This window comes from Pseudomonas sp. FP2335, assembly GCF_030687535.1.
Classification (GTDB): domain Bacteria; phylum Pseudomonadota; class Gammaproteobacteria; order Pseudomonadales; family Pseudomonadaceae; genus Aquipseudomonas.
Genome location: NZ_CP117437.1, coordinates 4575471 through 4591205 on the forward strand (window position 1 = coordinate 4575471; position 15735 = coordinate 4591205).

Annotated in this window: 14 protein-coding genes; 3 read left to right on the forward strand and 11 right to left on the reverse strand. The window is 61.5% G+C overall.

Features of this window, described 5'->3' with window-relative positions:
• Positions 1–73: 73 nt before the first annotated feature.
• From plsX to PSH81_RS20515, 3 genes are read right to left on the reverse strand one after another with little or no spacing between them, the layout of a single operon-like run.
• Positions 74–1084, reverse strand: a complete 1011-nt coding sequence (plsX, locus tag PSH81_RS20505; RefSeq protein WP_192300676.1) for a phosphate acyltransferase PlsX — start codon at positions 1082–1084, stop codon at positions 74–76.
• Positions 1085–1088: 4 nt separating this feature from the next.
• Positions 1089–1271, reverse strand: coding sequence for a 50S ribosomal protein L32 (gene rpmF / locus PSH81_RS20510; RefSeq protein ID WP_008152339.1), 183 nt, complete (start codon positions 1269–1271; stop codon positions 1089–1091).
• Positions 1272–1284: 13 nt separating this feature from the next.
• Entirely contained in the window at positions 1285–1815 is a 531-nt protein-coding gene (locus PSH81_RS20515; protein ID WP_015885435.1) for a YceD family protein, read from the reverse strand.
• A gap of 105 nt (positions 1816–1920) precedes the next feature.
• Here PSH81_RS20515 and PSH81_RS20520 point away from each other — a divergent pair, with 105 nt between their 5' ends.
• The gene (locus tag PSH81_RS20520) at positions 1921–2499 is read left to right on the forward strand and encodes a nucleoside triphosphate pyrophosphatase (RefSeq protein WP_226457557.1); all 579 of its coding nucleotides are present in this window, start codon (positions 1921–1923) and stop codon (positions 2497–2499) included.
• 134 nt (positions 2500–2633) lie between these two features.
• Here PSH81_RS20520 and PSH81_RS20525 read toward each other — a convergent pair whose 3' ends face one another.
• The 3 genes from PSH81_RS20525 to rluC are packed head-to-tail and all read right to left on the reverse strand — an operon-like array spanning position 2634 to position 5247.
• Complete coding sequence (locus tag PSH81_RS20525) at positions 2634–3617, reverse strand: S49 family peptidase (RefSeq protein WP_226457556.1); 984 nt, start codon at positions 3615–3617, stop codon at positions 2634–2636.
• 21 nt (positions 3618–3638) lie between these two features.
• Positions 3639–4301, reverse strand: a complete 663-nt coding sequence (locus PSH81_RS20530) for an HAD-IA family hydrolase (RefSeq protein ID WP_305391393.1) — start codon at positions 4299–4301, stop codon at positions 3639–3641.
• Positions 4288–5247 carry a 23S rRNA pseudouridine(955/2504/2580) synthase RluC gene (rluC, locus tag PSH81_RS20535; RefSeq protein ID WP_033901273.1) on the reverse strand — a complete coding sequence of 320 codons (960 nt, stop codon included), beginning with the start codon at positions 5245–5247 and terminating at the stop codon, positions 4288–4290. Before rluC ends, PSH81_RS20530 begins: the two co-directional genes overlap by 14 nt.
• A gap of 759 nt (positions 5248–6006) precedes the next feature.
• Here rluC and rne point away from each other — a divergent pair.
• Entirely contained in the window at positions 6007–9165 is a 3159-nt protein-coding gene (gene rne, locus PSH81_RS20540; protein WP_305391394.1) for a ribonuclease E, read from the forward strand.
• A 74-nt stretch (positions 9166–9239) separates the two neighbouring features.
• On the opposite strand, the gene PSH81_RS20545 is transcribed toward rne, so the two are convergent.
• The 3 genes from PSH81_RS20545 to PSH81_RS20555 all read right to left on the reverse strand — a co-directional run bounded on the left by PSH81_RS20545 (position 9240) and on the right by PSH81_RS20555 (position 12245).
• Positions 9240–9839 carry a nucleotidyltransferase family protein gene (locus PSH81_RS20545; protein WP_305391395.1) on the reverse strand — a complete coding sequence of 200 codons (600 nt, stop codon included), beginning with the start codon at positions 9837–9839 and terminating at the stop codon, positions 9240–9242.
• Positions 9836–10789, reverse strand: a complete 954-nt coding sequence (locus tag PSH81_RS20550) for an XdhC family protein (RefSeq protein ID WP_305391396.1) — start codon at positions 10787–10789, stop codon at positions 9836–9838. The genes PSH81_RS20545 and PSH81_RS20550 overlap by 4 nt, the downstream gene beginning before the upstream one ends.
• A 124-nt stretch (positions 10790–10913) precedes the next feature.
• Positions 10914–12245 carry a dicarboxylate/amino acid:cation symporter gene (locus PSH81_RS20555; RefSeq protein ID WP_192300669.1) on the reverse strand — a complete coding sequence of 444 codons (1332 nt, stop codon included), beginning with the start codon at positions 12243–12245 and terminating at the stop codon, positions 10914–10916.
• Positions 12246–12583: 338 nt separating this feature from the next.
• Between PSH81_RS20555 and PSH81_RS20560 the strand changes: the two genes are divergently transcribed.
• Positions 12584–13582, forward strand: a complete 999-nt coding sequence (locus PSH81_RS20560; RefSeq protein ID WP_305391397.1) for an AraC family transcriptional regulator — start codon at positions 12584–12586, stop codon at positions 13580–13582.
• A 129-nt stretch (positions 13583–13711) separates the two neighbouring features.
• Here PSH81_RS20560 and PSH81_RS20565 read toward each other — a convergent pair whose 3' ends face one another.
• Both PSH81_RS20565 and PSH81_RS20570 read right to left on the reverse strand, forming a co-directional pair.
• A complete protein-coding gene (locus tag PSH81_RS20565) occupies positions 13712–15058 on the reverse strand; it encodes an ATP-binding protein (RefSeq protein ID WP_305391398.1) in 1347 nt (448 codons plus the stop codon).
• Positions 15055–15732: a response regulator transcription factor gene (locus PSH81_RS20570; protein ID WP_192300666.1), complete on the reverse strand. Its 678-nt coding sequence runs from the start codon at positions 15730–15732 to the stop codon at positions 15055–15057. Before PSH81_RS20570 ends, PSH81_RS20565 begins: the two co-directional genes overlap by 4 nt.
• Between the last annotated feature and the right edge of the window lie 3 nt (positions 15733–15735).

Sequence of the window (15735 nt, forward strand, 5' to 3'; positions counted from 1 at the left end):
GCGCACGAAACTGACAGATTGGATGGTCAATTGAACTGGCCGGTCACATTTAAGCATTTCCGGGCCGATTCGCCTAAGGCAACAGGTCTTCAAGACGGCCATGCAAGCGTTGCGGCAGGTTTTCCTGGATCTCGATCAGGGCTCGCGCAATCGCGCTTTGAAAGCCTTCTACACCGGCCGAACCATGGCTTTTCACCACAATGCCCTGCAGGCCGAGAAAGCTCGCACCGTTATGCCGCGCCGGCGCCAGATCAGCCTGCAGGCGCCGCATCAACGGCAGCGCCAGGGCACCGACCAGGCGCGACGCAAAACCTTGCCTGAACAACGCCTCGATGCGCGCAGCGATCATGGTCGCCAGCCCCTCACTGGATTTGAGCAGGATATTGCCGACAAACCCGTCGCACACCACCACATCCGCCTCGCCCCGGTACAAACCATCACCTTCGACGAAGCCGATGTAGTTCAAGCCGCGTGCGCCTTGAAGCAGCGTAGCGGCGAGCTTGACCTGCTGGTTGCCCTTGATGTCTTCGGTGCCGATATTCAGCAGCGCCACTCGCGGGCGAGCCACGCCTAGCGCTTCGGCAGCCACCGAGCCCATGACGGCGAACTGGAACAGGTGCTCGGCACTGCAATCGACGTTCGCGCCAAGGTCCAGCAGTTGGCAATAGCCCTTCTGCGTCGGAATGGCCGCGACCATCGCCGGCCGGTCAATGCCTGGCAGCGTCTTGAGTACATAGCGCGACAACGCCATCAACGCCCCGGTATTGCCCGCACTGACGCAGGCTTGCACCTTGCCATCGCGCAGCAACTCAAGCGCCACCCGCATTGAAGAGTCAGGCTTGCCACGCAGGGCAGCCGCCGGCTTCTCATCCATGGTGATGGTTTCGCTGGCTGGCGTAATCGTCAGGCGCGCGCGATCCACCGCCGGATGGCTGGCAATCAGTTCTTCAAGTAAGGAGGGTTGACCGACAAGGGTCAGGTGCAGCGAGGGCGTTGCAGACAGGCTGGCAATGCAGGCCTGAACAATGCTGCGGGGACCGAAGTCCCCGCCCATTGCGTCTATCGCGATGACTAGAGCAGACAAGTGATTACTCGTCAGCGCCCTTGTCGATCACTTTACGACCACGGTATACGCCTTCTGGCGATACGTGGTGACGCAGGTGAATTTCACCAGTGGTTTTTTCTACAGACAGAGTGCTTGCCGTCAGGGCGTCGTGCGAACGACGCATGTCACGGGCAGAGCGGGATTTTTTGTTCTGCTGAACAGCCATAATTGATTAACTCCTAAACGTTTGGGTCACGCTTTAACTGCGCCAATACACTGAACGGGTTGGACCGCGTTACCTCGTCCTCGCTCGGTTCGGACTCGTCATCGAGCCCCTCCGGCTGCTGGCATTCTTCCGGATGATGAGCAGGCACAATGGGCAAGGCGAGCAGAAGCTCCTCCTCGATCAGTGCATGCAGATCCAATGGATCTTCGCCCAGTTCCAGCACGTCATAACCTTTCGGCAACGACTGGGTATTCGCACCCTCCTTTACCACAGCGTAACTGCATTCGCTGTGAATCGGCAGGGTGACCAGCTCAAGACAACGCTGGCAAACCATTTTGACTTCGGTGTCGATAAAGCTGTGAATTACCACAGATTTACGTTCATCTCGTTCAAAAACGAATTTCGCCTGCACCGTACCGACAGTGTCGGAAAGCGGGTCGCAGAGTCTCTCCAAATCGGCCAGCAGCAATTCACCTTGAAGGGAAGTGCCACGATCAGCCAATTTGCGCGGGTCAACGTGAGGTGGAATCGGGTCATTCAACATAGGCGCAGCATTATAGGGATGCACCCAGCCATGTCAAAGGAAATTCAGCCCTGTCCGTCGCCAGGAGTCCTCGCTAGAATCCGCGACTGCCCTGAGGAGACACCCATGCTGCCTTTATTACTCGCTTCCAGCTCGGTTTATCGCCGGGAATTGCTCGGCCGCCTGCACTTGCCGTTCATCTGCAGCTCGCCGGACATTGACGAAAGCCATCGCGCCAATGAGTCTGCCGTTGAGCTGGTCAAGCGCCTCGCCGCAGAAAAAGCCCGCGCCCTTGCCGCCGAGCACCCAGGGCATTTGATCATCGGCTCCGACCAAGTAGCAGCGCTCGACGGACGGATCATCGGCAAACCCCACACCTTCGAGAACGCCCGTGAACAATTGCTGGCGGCGAGCGGCAAGCGCGTCAGCTTCCTCACCGGCCTGGCCCTGCTCAACAGCAACACCGGCCACTGCCAGGTGGACTGCGTGCCATTCACGGTGCAGATGCGCGTACTGGACGCCGAGCGAGTCGAGCGTTACCTGCGCATTGAGCAGCCGTATGACTGCGCAGGCAGCTTCAAGGCCGAGGGGCTGGGCGTGAGCCTGTTCCAGAGCACCGAAGGGCCGGATGCCACCAGCCTGATCGGGCTGCCATTGATTCGACTGGTGGATATGCTGCTGGTCGAAGGCGTACAAATCCCCTAAGCCCACCACAAAACCAAATGTGGGAGCGGGCTTGCCCGTGAATGCAGTGGATCAGCCAGTACATCAGATGACTGAAACACCGCATTCGCGGGCAACCCCGCTCCCACATTTTGATCTACACCAGGTTCGAAATCTCAGCGCAGGGTCGGGCCCTGAAAGCCCATGTACAGCGCGAGTTTCTCCGCCACGCTGGCACCCAGCTTCTTGGAGAACCGATCAAACGGCGATTCCTGCACAGTAAAGTCCACCAGCTCTTTCTCGCCGACCACGTCCCGCGCCACCGAGCTGGCACTGCCCAACCCATCGATCAAGCCCAACGGCAGCGCCTGCTCGCCAGACCAGACCAAGCCGGAAAACAGCTCCGGATGTTCCTTATCCTTCAGCCGATCCCCGCGCCCCTGCTTCACGCTGGCGATGAACTGGCGATGCGTGGTGTCGAGCACACCCTGCCAGAACTGGGTCTCATCAGGCTTCTGCGGCTGAAACGGGTCCAGGAACGACTTGTGCTCACCCGACGTATAGGTGCGACGCTCCACACCCAGCTTCTCCATGGCGCCGACAAAGCCATAACCGGCCGCCGTCACGCCAATGGAACCGACCAGGCTGGCCTTGTCGGCGTAGATCTGGTCAGCGGCACTGGCAATGTAATAAGCACCCGAGGCACCCAGATCGGAAATCACCGCATACAGCTTGGTATCCGGGTGCAGGCCGCGCAGGCGACGAATCTCGTCATACACGTAACCCGACTGCACCGGACTGCCGCCCGGGCTGTTGATACGCAGGATCACACCCTTGACCTTGGGATCTTCAAACGCCGCGCGCAGACTGCTGACGATGTTGTCGGCACTGGCAGCCTCCTTGTCGGCAATCACCCCACGCACCTCGATCAAGGCGGTGTAGTTGCTGCCACGGGCGGCACTCTTCTCCATGTCCACCAGCGGACTGAACAGCACCAGCATGCCGAGCAGGTAAGTGAAGGTCAGCAGCTTGAAGAAAATCCCCCACCGCCGCGCACGACGCTGCTCCTGGACGCCAGCCAGGAGGGTCTTCTCCAGCAGCTTCCAGCTCTTGTCTTCACCATTCTCGGCCTTTTCAGGCGCTTTCCACTCATCACTCATGCCAATAACCCCAGCAAAGACTTAGTGAGCCTGACCGAGCCAGGCCTGCAATTCGGAAAAATGATTGATCGTCAGCCGTGGTTCGTACTGCTGCAAGGCTTCGGCGGACTGGGCGCCATAACTGACCGCAACACAGTCCATGCCCGCGTTGCGCGCCATCATCAGGTCGAAGGAGGCATCGCCCACCATCAACGCCTGGCGCGGCGCTACGCCGCAATGGGCGAGGATCTGCTCCAGCATCAACGGGTGCGGCTTGCTGGCGGTTTCATCGGCAGCGCGGGTAATGTCGAAGTAATCTTCCCAGCCATGGGCCCTGAGCACGCGATCCAGCCCGCGACGGGCCTTGCCGGTAGCGACCGCCAGGTGGTAACCCTCGGCGCGGAACGCGGCCAGGGAATGCACCACCCCCTCAAACAACGGCGAAGGCTCGGCCTCCAGGGCGATGTAGTGGTCGGCGTAATGTTCACGGAACGCGGTCAGCTCAGCATCGCTGATCTCGGGGTACAGGGTGCGGATCGCTTCGGGCAGGCCCAGGCCGATGATGCCCTTGACCGCATGATCGCTGCACAACGCGTAACCCGAGCGGGTCGACGCAGCGTGCATCGACTCGACGATGCGGCCAATCGAATCGGCCAACGTGCCGTCCCAATCAAAAATCAGCAGCTTGTAGTCAGGGTGCGACACTCAAACGCTCCACGGTCTTGGCCCACATCTCGTCGACCGGGGCCTGCAGCTTCAATTCGCCGCCATCCGGCAGCGGCACAGTGAGCATGTAGGCGTGCAGGAACAGGCGTTTGCCACCCAGGTCGCGGATTTCCTTGGAGAAATCCTCGTCGCCGTACTTGGTGTCACCGGCGATGCAATGCCCGGCATGCAGGGTGTGCACACGAATCTGGTGGGTTCGCCCGGTGACCGGCTTGGCTTCGACCATGGTGGCAAAGTCGCCGAAGCGGCGCAGCACCTTGAACAGGGTCAGGGCTTCTTTGCCCTCCTCGTCCACCTCCACCATGCGCTCGCCGGAGCGCAGGTTGCTCTTCTGCAGTGGCGCCCGCACGCTCTTGATCGAGCTGGCCCAGTTGCCACGCACCAGCGCCATGTAGCGCTTGTCCACGCCATCGCCACGCAGGGCGGTGTGCAGGTGGCGCAACATGCTGCGCTTCTTGGCGATCATCAGCAGGCCGGAAGTGTCACGGTCCAGGCGGTGGACCAACTCCAGCTCCTTGGCATCCGGACGCAACTGACGAAAGGCTTCGATCACGCCGAAATTCAGGCCGCTGCCGCCGTGGACGGCAATGCCGCAAGGCTTGTTGATCACGATCAGCTTGTTGTCTTCGAAGACAATCGAGGCTTCCAGGCGCTGCAACAGGCCCTGGGCCAGCGGCACAGGCTCGTCACGTTCCGGCACGCGCACCGGCGGCACACGGACGATATCGCCCGCCTGCAGCTTGTACTCGGGCTTGATCCGGCCCTTGTTCACCCGCACTTCACCTTTACGCAAGATGCGGTAAATCAAGGTCTTGGGCACGCCTTTGAGCCTGGCCAGGAGAAAATTGTCGATGCGTTGGCCGGCATATTCCGGCGAGACCTCGAGCAGCTGGACGCTGGGGGTCTGGGGGGCGGTAGTCGTCATGGCGGCGATGATAACAATTTTTTATGGAATTGAAGCACTTAATCATTGCTGCTATAGTCGCGAACGCCGCCAAAAGCGGCCTGGCCAGAGGACATGCGGCATACAGCCGGCCCTGACCATCGCAATTCATCAGGACGCGAGGCCGTCCTACGGGGCTTTCGCCACCTTGGAAGGCTCAGGATTGTAACGAGCGCAGGTGACATGAGGCCTGAAGCGAGTGCAGAAAGCAGAGTGAATACTCGCGTTTTGCGCCGATATTTACGGCCAGTTCACAAAGTGCAGTCAGTCTTGGGCCAGACCATGGCGAATGCTTCGGAAACAACGCCTGTTAAGAGCTGAGTGAGAGCGCAGTCGCCCACACCTAGTCTTGTTTAGCCATGAGCGTGTTCTCCCCATTGGAAAACACGGTAAATGCCAACCCGCTGCGGATTCTGCGCGCGGCAGCACCCGAATTATCAGGGATACGTGTAGGGTGGAGATGCACAACCGTCGGACCGTGTAGCACTAGGCTTATATTTAGACGCTTCATCTCGTCCACAGTCGCCGGTTGATTCCTCCTCCTGACCTTAGCTTTTGTTGAAGTGGTGCCTTGGTCACCACAGCAAACAAGCAGGACGCGTCCGTCGCGCCTTTGCCCCCTTTGGGCAGATGTCGCTGGACACTGGAGTGGCCAACCACTCTTGACGCACCTGACACCGACCGTGAGAAGTCGTGTGTGCCGAACGCCGTTTCCGGCAGCCCGGAAACCGACGGTACAACATGAAAAGAATGCTGATTAACGCAACTCAACCCGAAGAGTTGCGTGTTGCACTGGTAGATGGCCAACGCCTCTACGACCTGGACATCGAATCCGGTGCACGCGAGCAAAAGAAGGCCAACATCTATAAAGGCCGTATTACTCGCATCGAACCAAGCCTTGAGGCTGCCTTTGTCGATTTCGGCTCCGAGCGCCACGGCTTCCTGCCACTCAAAGAAATCTCCCGCGAATACTTCAAGAAAGCCCCTGAAGGCCGCGTGAACATCAAGGACGTCCTGAGCGAAGGCCAGGAAGTCATCGTCCAGGTGGAAAAAGAAGAACGTGGCAACAAGGGCGCAGCCCTGACCACCTTCATCAGCCTGGCTGGCCGTTACCTGGTCCTGATGCCGAACAACCCACGTGCCGGCGGCATTTCCCGTCGCATCGAAGGCGAAGAGCGCAACGAACTGCGTGAAGCGCTGAACGGCCTGGTTGCACCGGCCGACATGGGCCTGATCGTTCGCACCGCCGGTCTTGGCCGCAGCAGCGAAGAAATGCAGTGGGACCTCGACTACCTGCTGCAACTGTGGACCGCCATCAAAGAAGCGTCCCTGGATCGTTCCGCGCCATTCCTGATCTACCAGGAAAGCAACGTGATCATCCGCGCCATCCGCGACTACCTGCGCCAGGACATCGGCGAAGTGCTGATCGACAGCGTTGAAGCCCAGGACGAAGCCCTGACCTTCATCCGCCAGGTGATGCCGCAGTACGCCAGCAAGATCAAGCTGTACGAAGACAGCGTGCCGCTGTTCAACCGTTTCCAGATCGAAAGCCAGATCGAGACCGCCTTCCAGCGCGTAGTCGAACTGCCTTCCGGTGGCTCCATCGTGATCGACCCGACCGAAGCCCTGGTGTCCATCGACATCAACTCGGCGCGCGCAACGAAAGGCAGCGACATCGAAGAAACCGCCCTGCAGACCAACCTGGAAGCGGCTGAAGAAATCGCCCGCCAGCTGCGCCTGCGTGACATCGGCGGCCTGATCGTGATCGACTTCATCGACATGACCCCAGCCAAAAACCAGCGCGCCGTGGAAGAGAAAGTCCGCGAATGCCTGGAAGCTGACCGTGCCCGCGTGCAAGTCGGCCGCATCTCGCGCTTCGGCCTGCTGGAAATGTCCCGTCAGCGCCTGCGTCCATCCCTGGGCGAGAGCAGCGGCATCGTCTGCCCGCGTTGCAACGGCACCGGCATCATCCGTGATGTTGAATCGCTGTCCCTGGCAATCCTGCGCCTGATCGAAGAAGAAGCCCTGAAAGACCGCACCGCCGAAGTCCGCGCGCAAGTGCCGATCCCGGTTGCCGCGTTCCTGCTCAACGAAAAACGCAACTCGATCACCAAGATCGAACTGCGCACCCGTGCCCGTATCGTCATCCTGCCGAACGATCACCTCGAAACGCCGCACTTCGAAGTGCAGCGCCTGCGTGATGACAGCCCGGAAGCCCACAGCGGCCAGTCCAGCTACGAAATCGCCGCTGCTGCTGCCGAAGTGGAAGAAGTCCAGCCAGCCGCTGCGACCCGCACCCTGGTTCGCCAGGAAGCCGCCGTCAAGACCGCGCCAGCCCGTGCCAACGCACCGGTCCCGGTTGAAGCCGCCGCTCCGGTTGCCGCACCGGCCGCCCTGCCTGAGCCAAGCCTGTTCAAGGGCCTGGTGAAGTCGCTGGTCAGCCTGTTTGCTACCAAGGAAGAACCTGCTGCTCCGGTTGTGGTTGAAAAACCAGCGGCCGAGCGCCCGGCGCGCAACGAAGAACGTCGCAACGGTCGCCAGCAGAGCCGTAACCGCAACGGCCGCCGTGACGAAGAGCGCAAGCCACGCGAAGAACGTGCACCGCGTGAAGAGCGCGCACCACGTGAAGAGCGTGCTCCTCGCGAAGCCCGTGAAGAGACTCCAACCGTAGCCCGCGAAGAGCGTGCACCGCGTGAAGAACGCGCACCACGCACCCCACGTGCCCCACGTGAAGATCGCAAGCCACGTGGCGAGCGTGAAGAACGCGTGCGTGAACTGCGTGAACCGCTGGACGCAGCACCTGCCGTCGCCGCTGCTGGTGCCGCCGCTGTTGCTGAAGAGCGCCCGGCTCGCCAGCCACGAGAAGAGCGTGCGCCACGTGAAGAACGTCAGCCACGCCCACCGCGTGAAGAGCGTCAGCCACGTGCCGAACAGGCCGCCGCTGCCAGCGAAGACGAAGAAGTACTGAGCGCTGAAGAGCAGTCGCAGGAAGACGGTCAGGACGGCGCCGAAGGCGATCGCCCACGCCGCCGCTCCCGTGGCCAGCGTCGTCGCAGCAACCGTCGTGAGCGTCAACGTGACGCCAACGGCAACGTGATCGAAGGCTCGGAAGAAGCCGGCGAGAACGCAGAAGCAGCCACTGGCACCGAACTGGCTGCCGGCCTGGCCGTGACCGCGGCCGTTGCCAGCTCGGTCATCAGCGCATCGGCTGAAGCCCAGGCCCACGAGCAGGCTGAACGTGCGACCGCTGCTGTCGAAGAAACCGCCGCAGTTGAAGCACCCGTCGCCGAAACCCCAGTGGTAGAAGCGCCGGCTGTTGAAGTGCCTGTTGCCGAAGCGCCGGTTGTAGAAGCAACCACACCAGTCGAAGCGCCGGTTGTTGCGCAAGTCGAACTGGCACCGGTTCACGAAGCCCAGCCAGAAGTCGAAGTGATTGCGGTAGAAGCGGCACCGGTCGTTGAGCCTCAGCCAGTGGTTGAAGCCGTGGTTGAAGCACCCGTTGTCGAAGCCGCCCCGGAAGTTCGTGAAGTTCGTGAAGAACAGACCGCCTTCCAGTGGACCGCCGAGCCAGCCGCCCCGGTTGAAGCGCCAGCGCCTGCCCCTGTGGTAGAAGAAGCGCCGGCTCCGGTTGCCGAAGCTGTCGTGGTTGCAGAACCTGCTCCAGTGGCTGAGCCAGCACCGGTTGTCGAGCCTGCACCCGTGGTTGAAGCGCCAGTGGTTGCCGAAGTCGCCGCTCCGGTGGTTGAAGCAGCCCCGGCCAGCGCCTTGACCGAAAACGGCCGTGCGCCGAACGACCCACGTGAAGTGCGTCGTCGTCGCAAGGAAGCTGAAGCAGCCGCCGCTGCCGCTGCCGCTGCCGCTGCACAGGAAGCAGAACACGAGAGCAAACCTCTCGCCTGATTCCAGCAGCGACTAAAAAGCCCCGCCTGAGTGATCAGGCGGGGCTTTTTGATGCTTCCAATTTGCCATGCAGTTCAATCCGAGCGAGGTGGTGTGAAGCTCAAGAGTTGCGGCAAGTCGACATCCCAAAGCACCCCCGGGTCGTCCACCAGCACCTCCTGCACCGATGCCGACACAAACAACGCCCGCCCTCCACGATCACCGCTCAGCGCCATCAACTGCGGCCCAAACGCGGCCCCAAACGCCACAGGATGCCCATACCGCCCGCTCTGCACCGGCACACGAATGCCATCCACCTCCAGCCCCTCCACCACCCGCTCAATACTCGCAGGCTGAATAAACGGCATATCCCCCAGCACCACCAGCCAACCGTCAGCCGAACCACTGGCCGCAACCGCCGCCGCAAGGCTGTCGCCCATACCTGCAGACTCCAGCAACAACACCTCACAGCCATACGCCCTGGCCAGACGAACCACCTCATCCCGCCCCGATGAAGTCACCACCCAGCGCCGTACAATGCTCGCCGGCAGGTTCAGCAGCACCTGCTCGATCACCGGTCGCATCACGCCATCCAGGCCCATGCAGGCGGCCAACAGTTTGTCCTGGGCATCGCCCGCTTCAGCGCGGAACCGTCTGCCCTGCCCTGCCGCCAATACAAGCGCAGTGACCGTCACGACACCACGCCATTTTTGATCGCGACAATTTCCGCCAGCAGCGATAGCGCGATTTCCGCCGGTGTATGGCTGCCGATATACAAACCAATCGGCCCATGCAAACGCGCAATCGCCTCTGCCGACAACCCCAGCGCCGCCAAGGTTTCCCGGCGCTTCTGCGTATTGACCCGCGAGCCCAGGGCGCCAATGTAGAACGCCGGTGAATTCAACGCCGTCAGCAACGCCATGTCATCCAGGCGCGGGTCATGGGTAAGGCAGACGATGGCCGTACGTTCATCGGTGTGGATATTCAACACCGCTTCGTCCGGCATGCCCGGCACGAAACGGCCGTGCTGCTGCTCCCAGCCGTAGACGAACTCTTCCCGCGGGTCGCAGATCAGTACCTCGAAATCCAGCAGCCGCGCCATTTGCGCCACGTAGCGCGACAGTTGGCCGGCGCCGATCAGCAACAGGCGCCAACGCGGACCGTAAATCGCACGCAGGCGCTCGCCGTCGAAGGTCACCGCATCGGTCTTGTTCGCCTCGCTCAGTGTCACCTCGCCGCTCGCCAGGTTAAGTTCACGGGCGACAATCTGGTGGGCCTCGCAGCGCTCCAGCAATTGCGACACCCACTCCCACTCATCAACACGCTCCTCGGTCAGGCGCAGGGTGCCGCCGCACGGCAAGCCAAAACGCGCCGCCTCATCGCGGGTGACACCGTAAGTCACCAACTGCACCGGCGGCCCATCGGCCGGCAAGCGACCGTCTTGCAGCCGCGCGATCAGGTCATCCTCGATGCAACCGCCAGACACCGAGCCGATCACCACACCATCACCACGCAAGGCCAACATTGCCCCCGGCGGCCGTGGCGCACTGCCCCAGGTCTGCACGACGCTGTACAACACCACACGCTGCCCGGCGCGACGCCATTCGAGCACGCTGCGCAGGACATTCAGGTCAACGCTGTCCATCAAACCTCCAGCAAGCTTTACAACGGCAAACAGATTCACCCACTGTAAACCAGAAACGCAAACGCCCCGAACAGGTCGGGGCGTTTGTGTATCGCGGTCGGCGTCAGTTCACGCCGGCAGCAGCTTACTTGACGGTAGGTGCAGGGCCTTCGGCCACGCCCAGGTCATCCAGTTCGCGGGTTTCCGAGATACCGGTACCGCCGGACGCCAGCTCGCTTTGCAGCTTGTCGGTGTCCAGTTCCTTGACCCACTTGGCCACAACCAGGGTGGCCACTGCGTTACCAACCAGGTTGGTCAGGGCGCGGGCTTCAGACATGAAGCGGTCGATACCCAGGATCAGCGCCAAGCCGGCAACCGGCAGGTGGCCTACGGCCGACAGGGTTGCAGCCAGTACGATGAAGCCCGAACCGGTCACGCCCGCAGCGCCTTTGGAGGACAGCAGCAGCACAAGCAGCAGCGTGATCTGGTGGGTGATGTCCATGTGGGTGTCGGTCGCCTGGGCGATGAACACGGCCGCCATGGTCAGGTAGATCGACGTACCGTCGAGGTTGAAGGAGTAGCCAGTCGGGATCACCAGGCCTACTACGGATTTCTTCGCGCCCAGACGCTCCATCTTGATCAGCATGCGTGGCAGTGCGGATTCGGAAGACGAAGTACCCAGAACGATCAGCAGCTCTTCACGGATGTAGCGGATCAGCTTGATCACGCTGAAACCGTGAGCGCGGCAGATAGCGCCCAGCACCACCAGCACGAACAGCACGCAGGTGATGTAGAAGCAGATCATCAGCTGGCCCAGTTGCACCAGGGAACCTACGCCATAGGCACCGATGGTGAACGCCATGGCGCCCAGGGCACCGATTGGCGCGAGCTTCATGATCATGTTGATGATGTTGAACATCACGTGGGCGAAGCGATCGATGAAGTCCAGTACCGGCTTGCCGTAGGCACCCAGGCGGTGCAGGGCGAAACCGAAGATCACCGAGAACATCAGCACTTGCAGGATGTCGCCGTTGGCGAAGGCGCCGACGATGGTGTTCGGGATAACGTTGAGGATAAAGCCAACGATGCTCTGGTCTTTACCGGCAGTCACGTAGGCCGCGACTTTCGAAGCGTCCAGGGTAGCCACGTCGATGTGCATGCCGGCGCCCGGTTGCACAACGTTGACCACGACCAGGCCGATCAGCAGCGCGATGGTCGAAACGATTTCGAAGTACAGCAGCGCGTAGCCGCCAGTCTTGCCGACCGATTTCATGCTTTGCATGCCAGCGATGCCGCTGACAACGGTACAGAAGATGATCGGGGCGATGACCATTTTGATCAGTTTGATGAACCCGTCACCCAATGGCTTGAGGGCCACGCCGGTATCCGGATAGAAGTGACCGAGCAAAATACCGATAACGATTGCAACGATCACCTGGAAATACAGGGATTTGTAGATTGGCTGACGAGTCGTCATTGCAAAATTCCTCAATCGTCCCGTGTGGCAAAGATCCGCCATTGCCCACGACACTTGAATTGCGAACCCTCCTGCACTGGAGGGATTTGTTGTTTGCGAGGCCTGTCGGAGCGGCCTGCGCTGTAATCTATATCGCAAACGTCGTGCCACTTCTCTGAAAAACCCTGAAGGCCTTTAGACATCAGGGCTGAGGCTTTTCAGGCGCCCTCCAGCGCGCCGAATCAGGTGGCGGATTTCCGCCCACTCGTCCAATCACGTCCTACAATTTGGCGGATATCCGCCTTGTCGCCCTCCCCCCGGCTGGCTACCATCCGCCATTCCATGGACGAGGCCTTCGCATGCGTGAACGTACCATCGCCAGTCATTACGCCCGAGCAGCCCTCGGCGGTGCGCGCCGGGCGGGTTACGACTATTCGGGCCTGCTGCAACAACTGGGCATCACCCCCGAACTGCTGAGCGAACCGCGCGCCCGCCTTGCCCCGGAGCAATTTACCCGGCTACTGCAAATGCTCTGGCTGGGGCTGGATGACGAATACCTGGGCTTTGCCGAAGGCCCGAGCAAGCGCGGCACCTTCGCCATGATGTGCCACGCGCTGATCCACTGCCGCACCCTGGAGAAGGCGCTGGAACGCGGCTTATTATTTTATAGCCTATTCCCACAGGGCCCGCGCTGGCAGCTGACACGCGAAGGCGACATGGCCCGCTTGAGCCTGGACGACTCACAGCTGTGGGACCCGGATCACTTCCTCAGCGAATGCCTGCTGGTGATCTGGCATCGCCTCGGCAGTTGGCTGATCGGGCAGCGCATCCGACTGAACCAGGCCACCTTCAGCTACCCGAGGCCAGCCCATGCCGGAGAGTACGACCTGCTGTTCCCCTGCCCCCTAGTGTTCGGCGCGCCGCACAGCAGCCTGGTGTTTCCCGCGCGCTACCTGAGCCTGCCGCTGTTGCAGGACGAGCGCACGCTCAAGCACTTCCTCGAACGCTCGCCTGCCGACTTGCTGTCACGCCCGGACGAAGGCGACAGCCTCAGCAGCCAACTGCGCCGCTTGCTCAGCCGCGACCGCACGCCCTGGCCGGACCTGGAAGCGGTTGCCCAGCACCTGCACATCAGCCCGCAGACACTGCGGCGGCACCTGCGCGAAGAGGGCACCAGCTTTCAGGCACTCAAGGATGAGCTGCGGCGGGACATCGCCATCTATCACCTGGGACGGGCGGATTTGTCGTTGCAGCAGATTGCCGAGCAGCTGGGGTTTTCCGAGCCGTCGGCGTTTCACCGGGCGTTCAAGAAGTGGACGGGGGTGACGCCAGGGGCTTACCGGGCGCAGGAGAGTTAGAGGTGTGTTGCTTGTACTGGCGTCTTCGCGAGCAAGCCCGCTCCCACACTTGATTGCATTCCAACGTTGGAACTTGGTCGAATGTGGGAGCGGGCTTGCTCGCGAAGAGGCCAGCATGACCAATAAAGATCAAACAGCCGGAAAGTGGATCTTGAAAGCAGCCCCACCCAACGGCGAATCCCCCAAGGTCAGCCGCGCACCGTAGCTCTCAATGATGTCCTTGACCACCGCCAACCCGATCCCCTGCCCCGGATGCTGGCGGTCCAGCCGCTCACCCCGTTGCAGAATCCGTGCACGCTGATCCGGCGGCACGCCCGGCCCGTCATCCTCGACACACAACTCGATGCCTTCGAGGCTTTCCACCAGGCGGATACGCACTTGGCGTACACACAGGCGGTAGGCGTTTTCCAGCAGGTTGCCGAGCAGTTCAAGCAAGGCGCCCTTCTCGATCGGCACATAGCACTCGTCCGGCAAATCGAAGGACACGCTGACGCGCTTGTCGCGGTAGACCTTGTCCAGGGTGTCGCACAGGCTTTGCAGCACCGGTTCCAGACGGACCTGATGGCGCACCAGGCCGCTTTTGCGCAGGCTGGCGCGCTGCAGTTGGTAGCTGATCTGCTGGCTCATGCGTTCGATCTGCGATTGCAGCACCCAGGCCTGGTCGCGGTCTTCCGGGCGCTGGGCCATGTCTTCGCTCACGCCCTGCAGCACAGCGAGCGGGGTTTTCAGGCTGTGGGCCAGGTCGTCGAGGGAATCGCGGTAGCGCGCCCGCTGCTCGCGCTCGCTGGCCAGCAAGCGGTTGAGGGAACCGGTAAGACGCAGCAGTTCGCGGGGGTGTTCTTCGGTAAGGCTTTCACGGGTGCCGCCTTCGATCTGGTCCAGTTCCTGGCTCAAGCGTCGCAAGGCTTGCAGGCCCCAGGTCAGGCCCAACCACAATAGCGTGAGCAGCACCAGCAAGGCCGCGCCGAAACCCAGGTAGAGGTTTTCGCGCAGGCCTTCGAGGGTCAGCTGGTATTCACGCACCGGTTGCAGGGCGACGATACTGAACGCCGCACTCTTGCCACCGAGCAACTTGACCTCGACGTCATAGACAAAGAACTCCTGGCCATTGGCCTCGCGAATCCGCGCAAACTCATTGCCGCGCCCGTCGTAGCGCGGCTTGTAGTTGATGTTCTCCTCTTTGGTCGCCCGCGAGCGCCACACCAGGTGGCCCTCACGGTCGTAGATATAGCCGAGCAGGCGGCTATCGGTGAGGTTGAAGCGCTCGTCCGGCAACTGCGCCGGCATCAGCAGGCGGTTGTTTTCCACACGGGCGGCGGAAATCAGGGTGGTGACATCCGACGCCAAGCGCTGCTCGATGGAATCCTGCAACGCCAGGCTGAACGCGCCTTGCATCGCCGGCAGCAAACCGAGCATAAACAGCACGGCCAGGGTGGCGGCCGCCAGCATCAGGCGCACGCGCAGCGAGCGAATCAAAGGCAGCGCTCATTGAACAGGTAGCCCAGGCCACGCACGGTGTCGATCGGCTTGAACCCGCCCGGGCCTTCCAGCTTGCGGCGCAGGCGGCCGACCAGCACTTCGATCACGTTCGGATCGCGCTCGTCGTCATCCGGATAGAGTTGTTCCATCAGGCGGTCCTTGGCGACCACTTGCTGATGGTGACGCATGAGGTATTCGAGAATCCGATACTCGTACGCGGTCAACGCCAACGGCTGTTCATCGAGGGACGCTTGCTTGCGATTGAGGTCCAGCAACAAGGGCCCGGCGACGATGGTCGACTGGGTGAACCCGCTGGAGCGGCGCAGCAAGGCGTTCATCCGCGCTTCCAGCTCTTCGAACTGGAACGGTTTGACCACATAGTCGTCGGCCCCGGCGGCCAGGCCTTCGACCTTGTCCTGCCAGTTGCCACGGGCGGTGAGGATCAGGATCGGGAAGGTCTTGGCCTGGGTACGCAGTTGGCGGATCAGATCCAGGCCGCCCATGCCGGGCAGGCCCAGGTCAATGATCGCCAGGTCATGGTTGAATTGGCCGGTCTGGTACAGCGCTTCTTCGGCATTGGCCACGGCCTCGACCACATGCCCGCTGTCGGTCAGGCGGGTCAACAGGTGATGGCGCAGCAGCGCCTCATCTTCCACCACCAGCAATTTCATAAG

What these genes read in the sequence shown, in the direction of transcription:
- PSH81_RS20515 (WP_015885435.1), bottom strand. Translation starts at nt 1,815, where the DNA reads ATGTTGAATGACCCGATTCCACCTCACGTTGACCCGCGCAAATTGGCT.
- PSH81_RS20555 (WP_192300669.1), bottom strand. Translation starts at nt 12,245, where the DNA reads ATGACGACTCGTCAGCCAATCTACAAATCCCTGTATTTCCAGGTGATC.
- PSH81_RS20560 (WP_305391397.1), top strand. Translation starts at nt 12,584, where the DNA reads ATGCGTGAACGTACCATCGCCAGTCATTACGCCCGAGCAGCCCTCGGC.
- PSH81_RS20525 (WP_226457556.1), bottom strand. Translation starts at nt 3,617, where the DNA reads ATGAGTGATGAGTGGAAAGCGCCTGAAAAGGCCGAGAATGGTGAAGAC.
- PSH81_RS20520 (WP_226457557.1), top strand. Translation starts at nt 1,921, where the DNA reads ATGCTGCCTTTATTACTCGCTTCCAGCTCGGTTTATCGCCGGGAATTG.
- rluC (WP_033901273.1), bottom strand. Translation starts at nt 5,247, where the DNA reads ATGACGACTACCGCCCCCCAGACCCCCAGCGTCCAGCTGCTCGAGGTC.
- PSH81_RS20570 (WP_192300666.1), bottom strand. Translation starts at nt 15,732, where the DNA reads ATGAAATTGCTGGTGGTGGAAGATGAGGCGCTGCTGCGCCATCACCTG.
- PSH81_RS20550 (WP_305391396.1), bottom strand. Translation starts at nt 10,789, where the DNA reads ATGGACAGCGTTGACCTGAATGTCCTGCGCAGCGTGCTCGAATGGCGT.
- rpmF (WP_008152339.1), bottom strand. Translation starts at nt 1,271, where the DNA reads ATGGCTGTTCAGCAGAACAAAAAATCCCGCTCTGCCCGTGACATGCGT.
- rne (WP_305391394.1), top strand. Translation starts at nt 6,007, where the DNA reads ATGAAAAGAATGCTGATTAACGCAACTCAACCCGAAGAGTTGCGTGTT.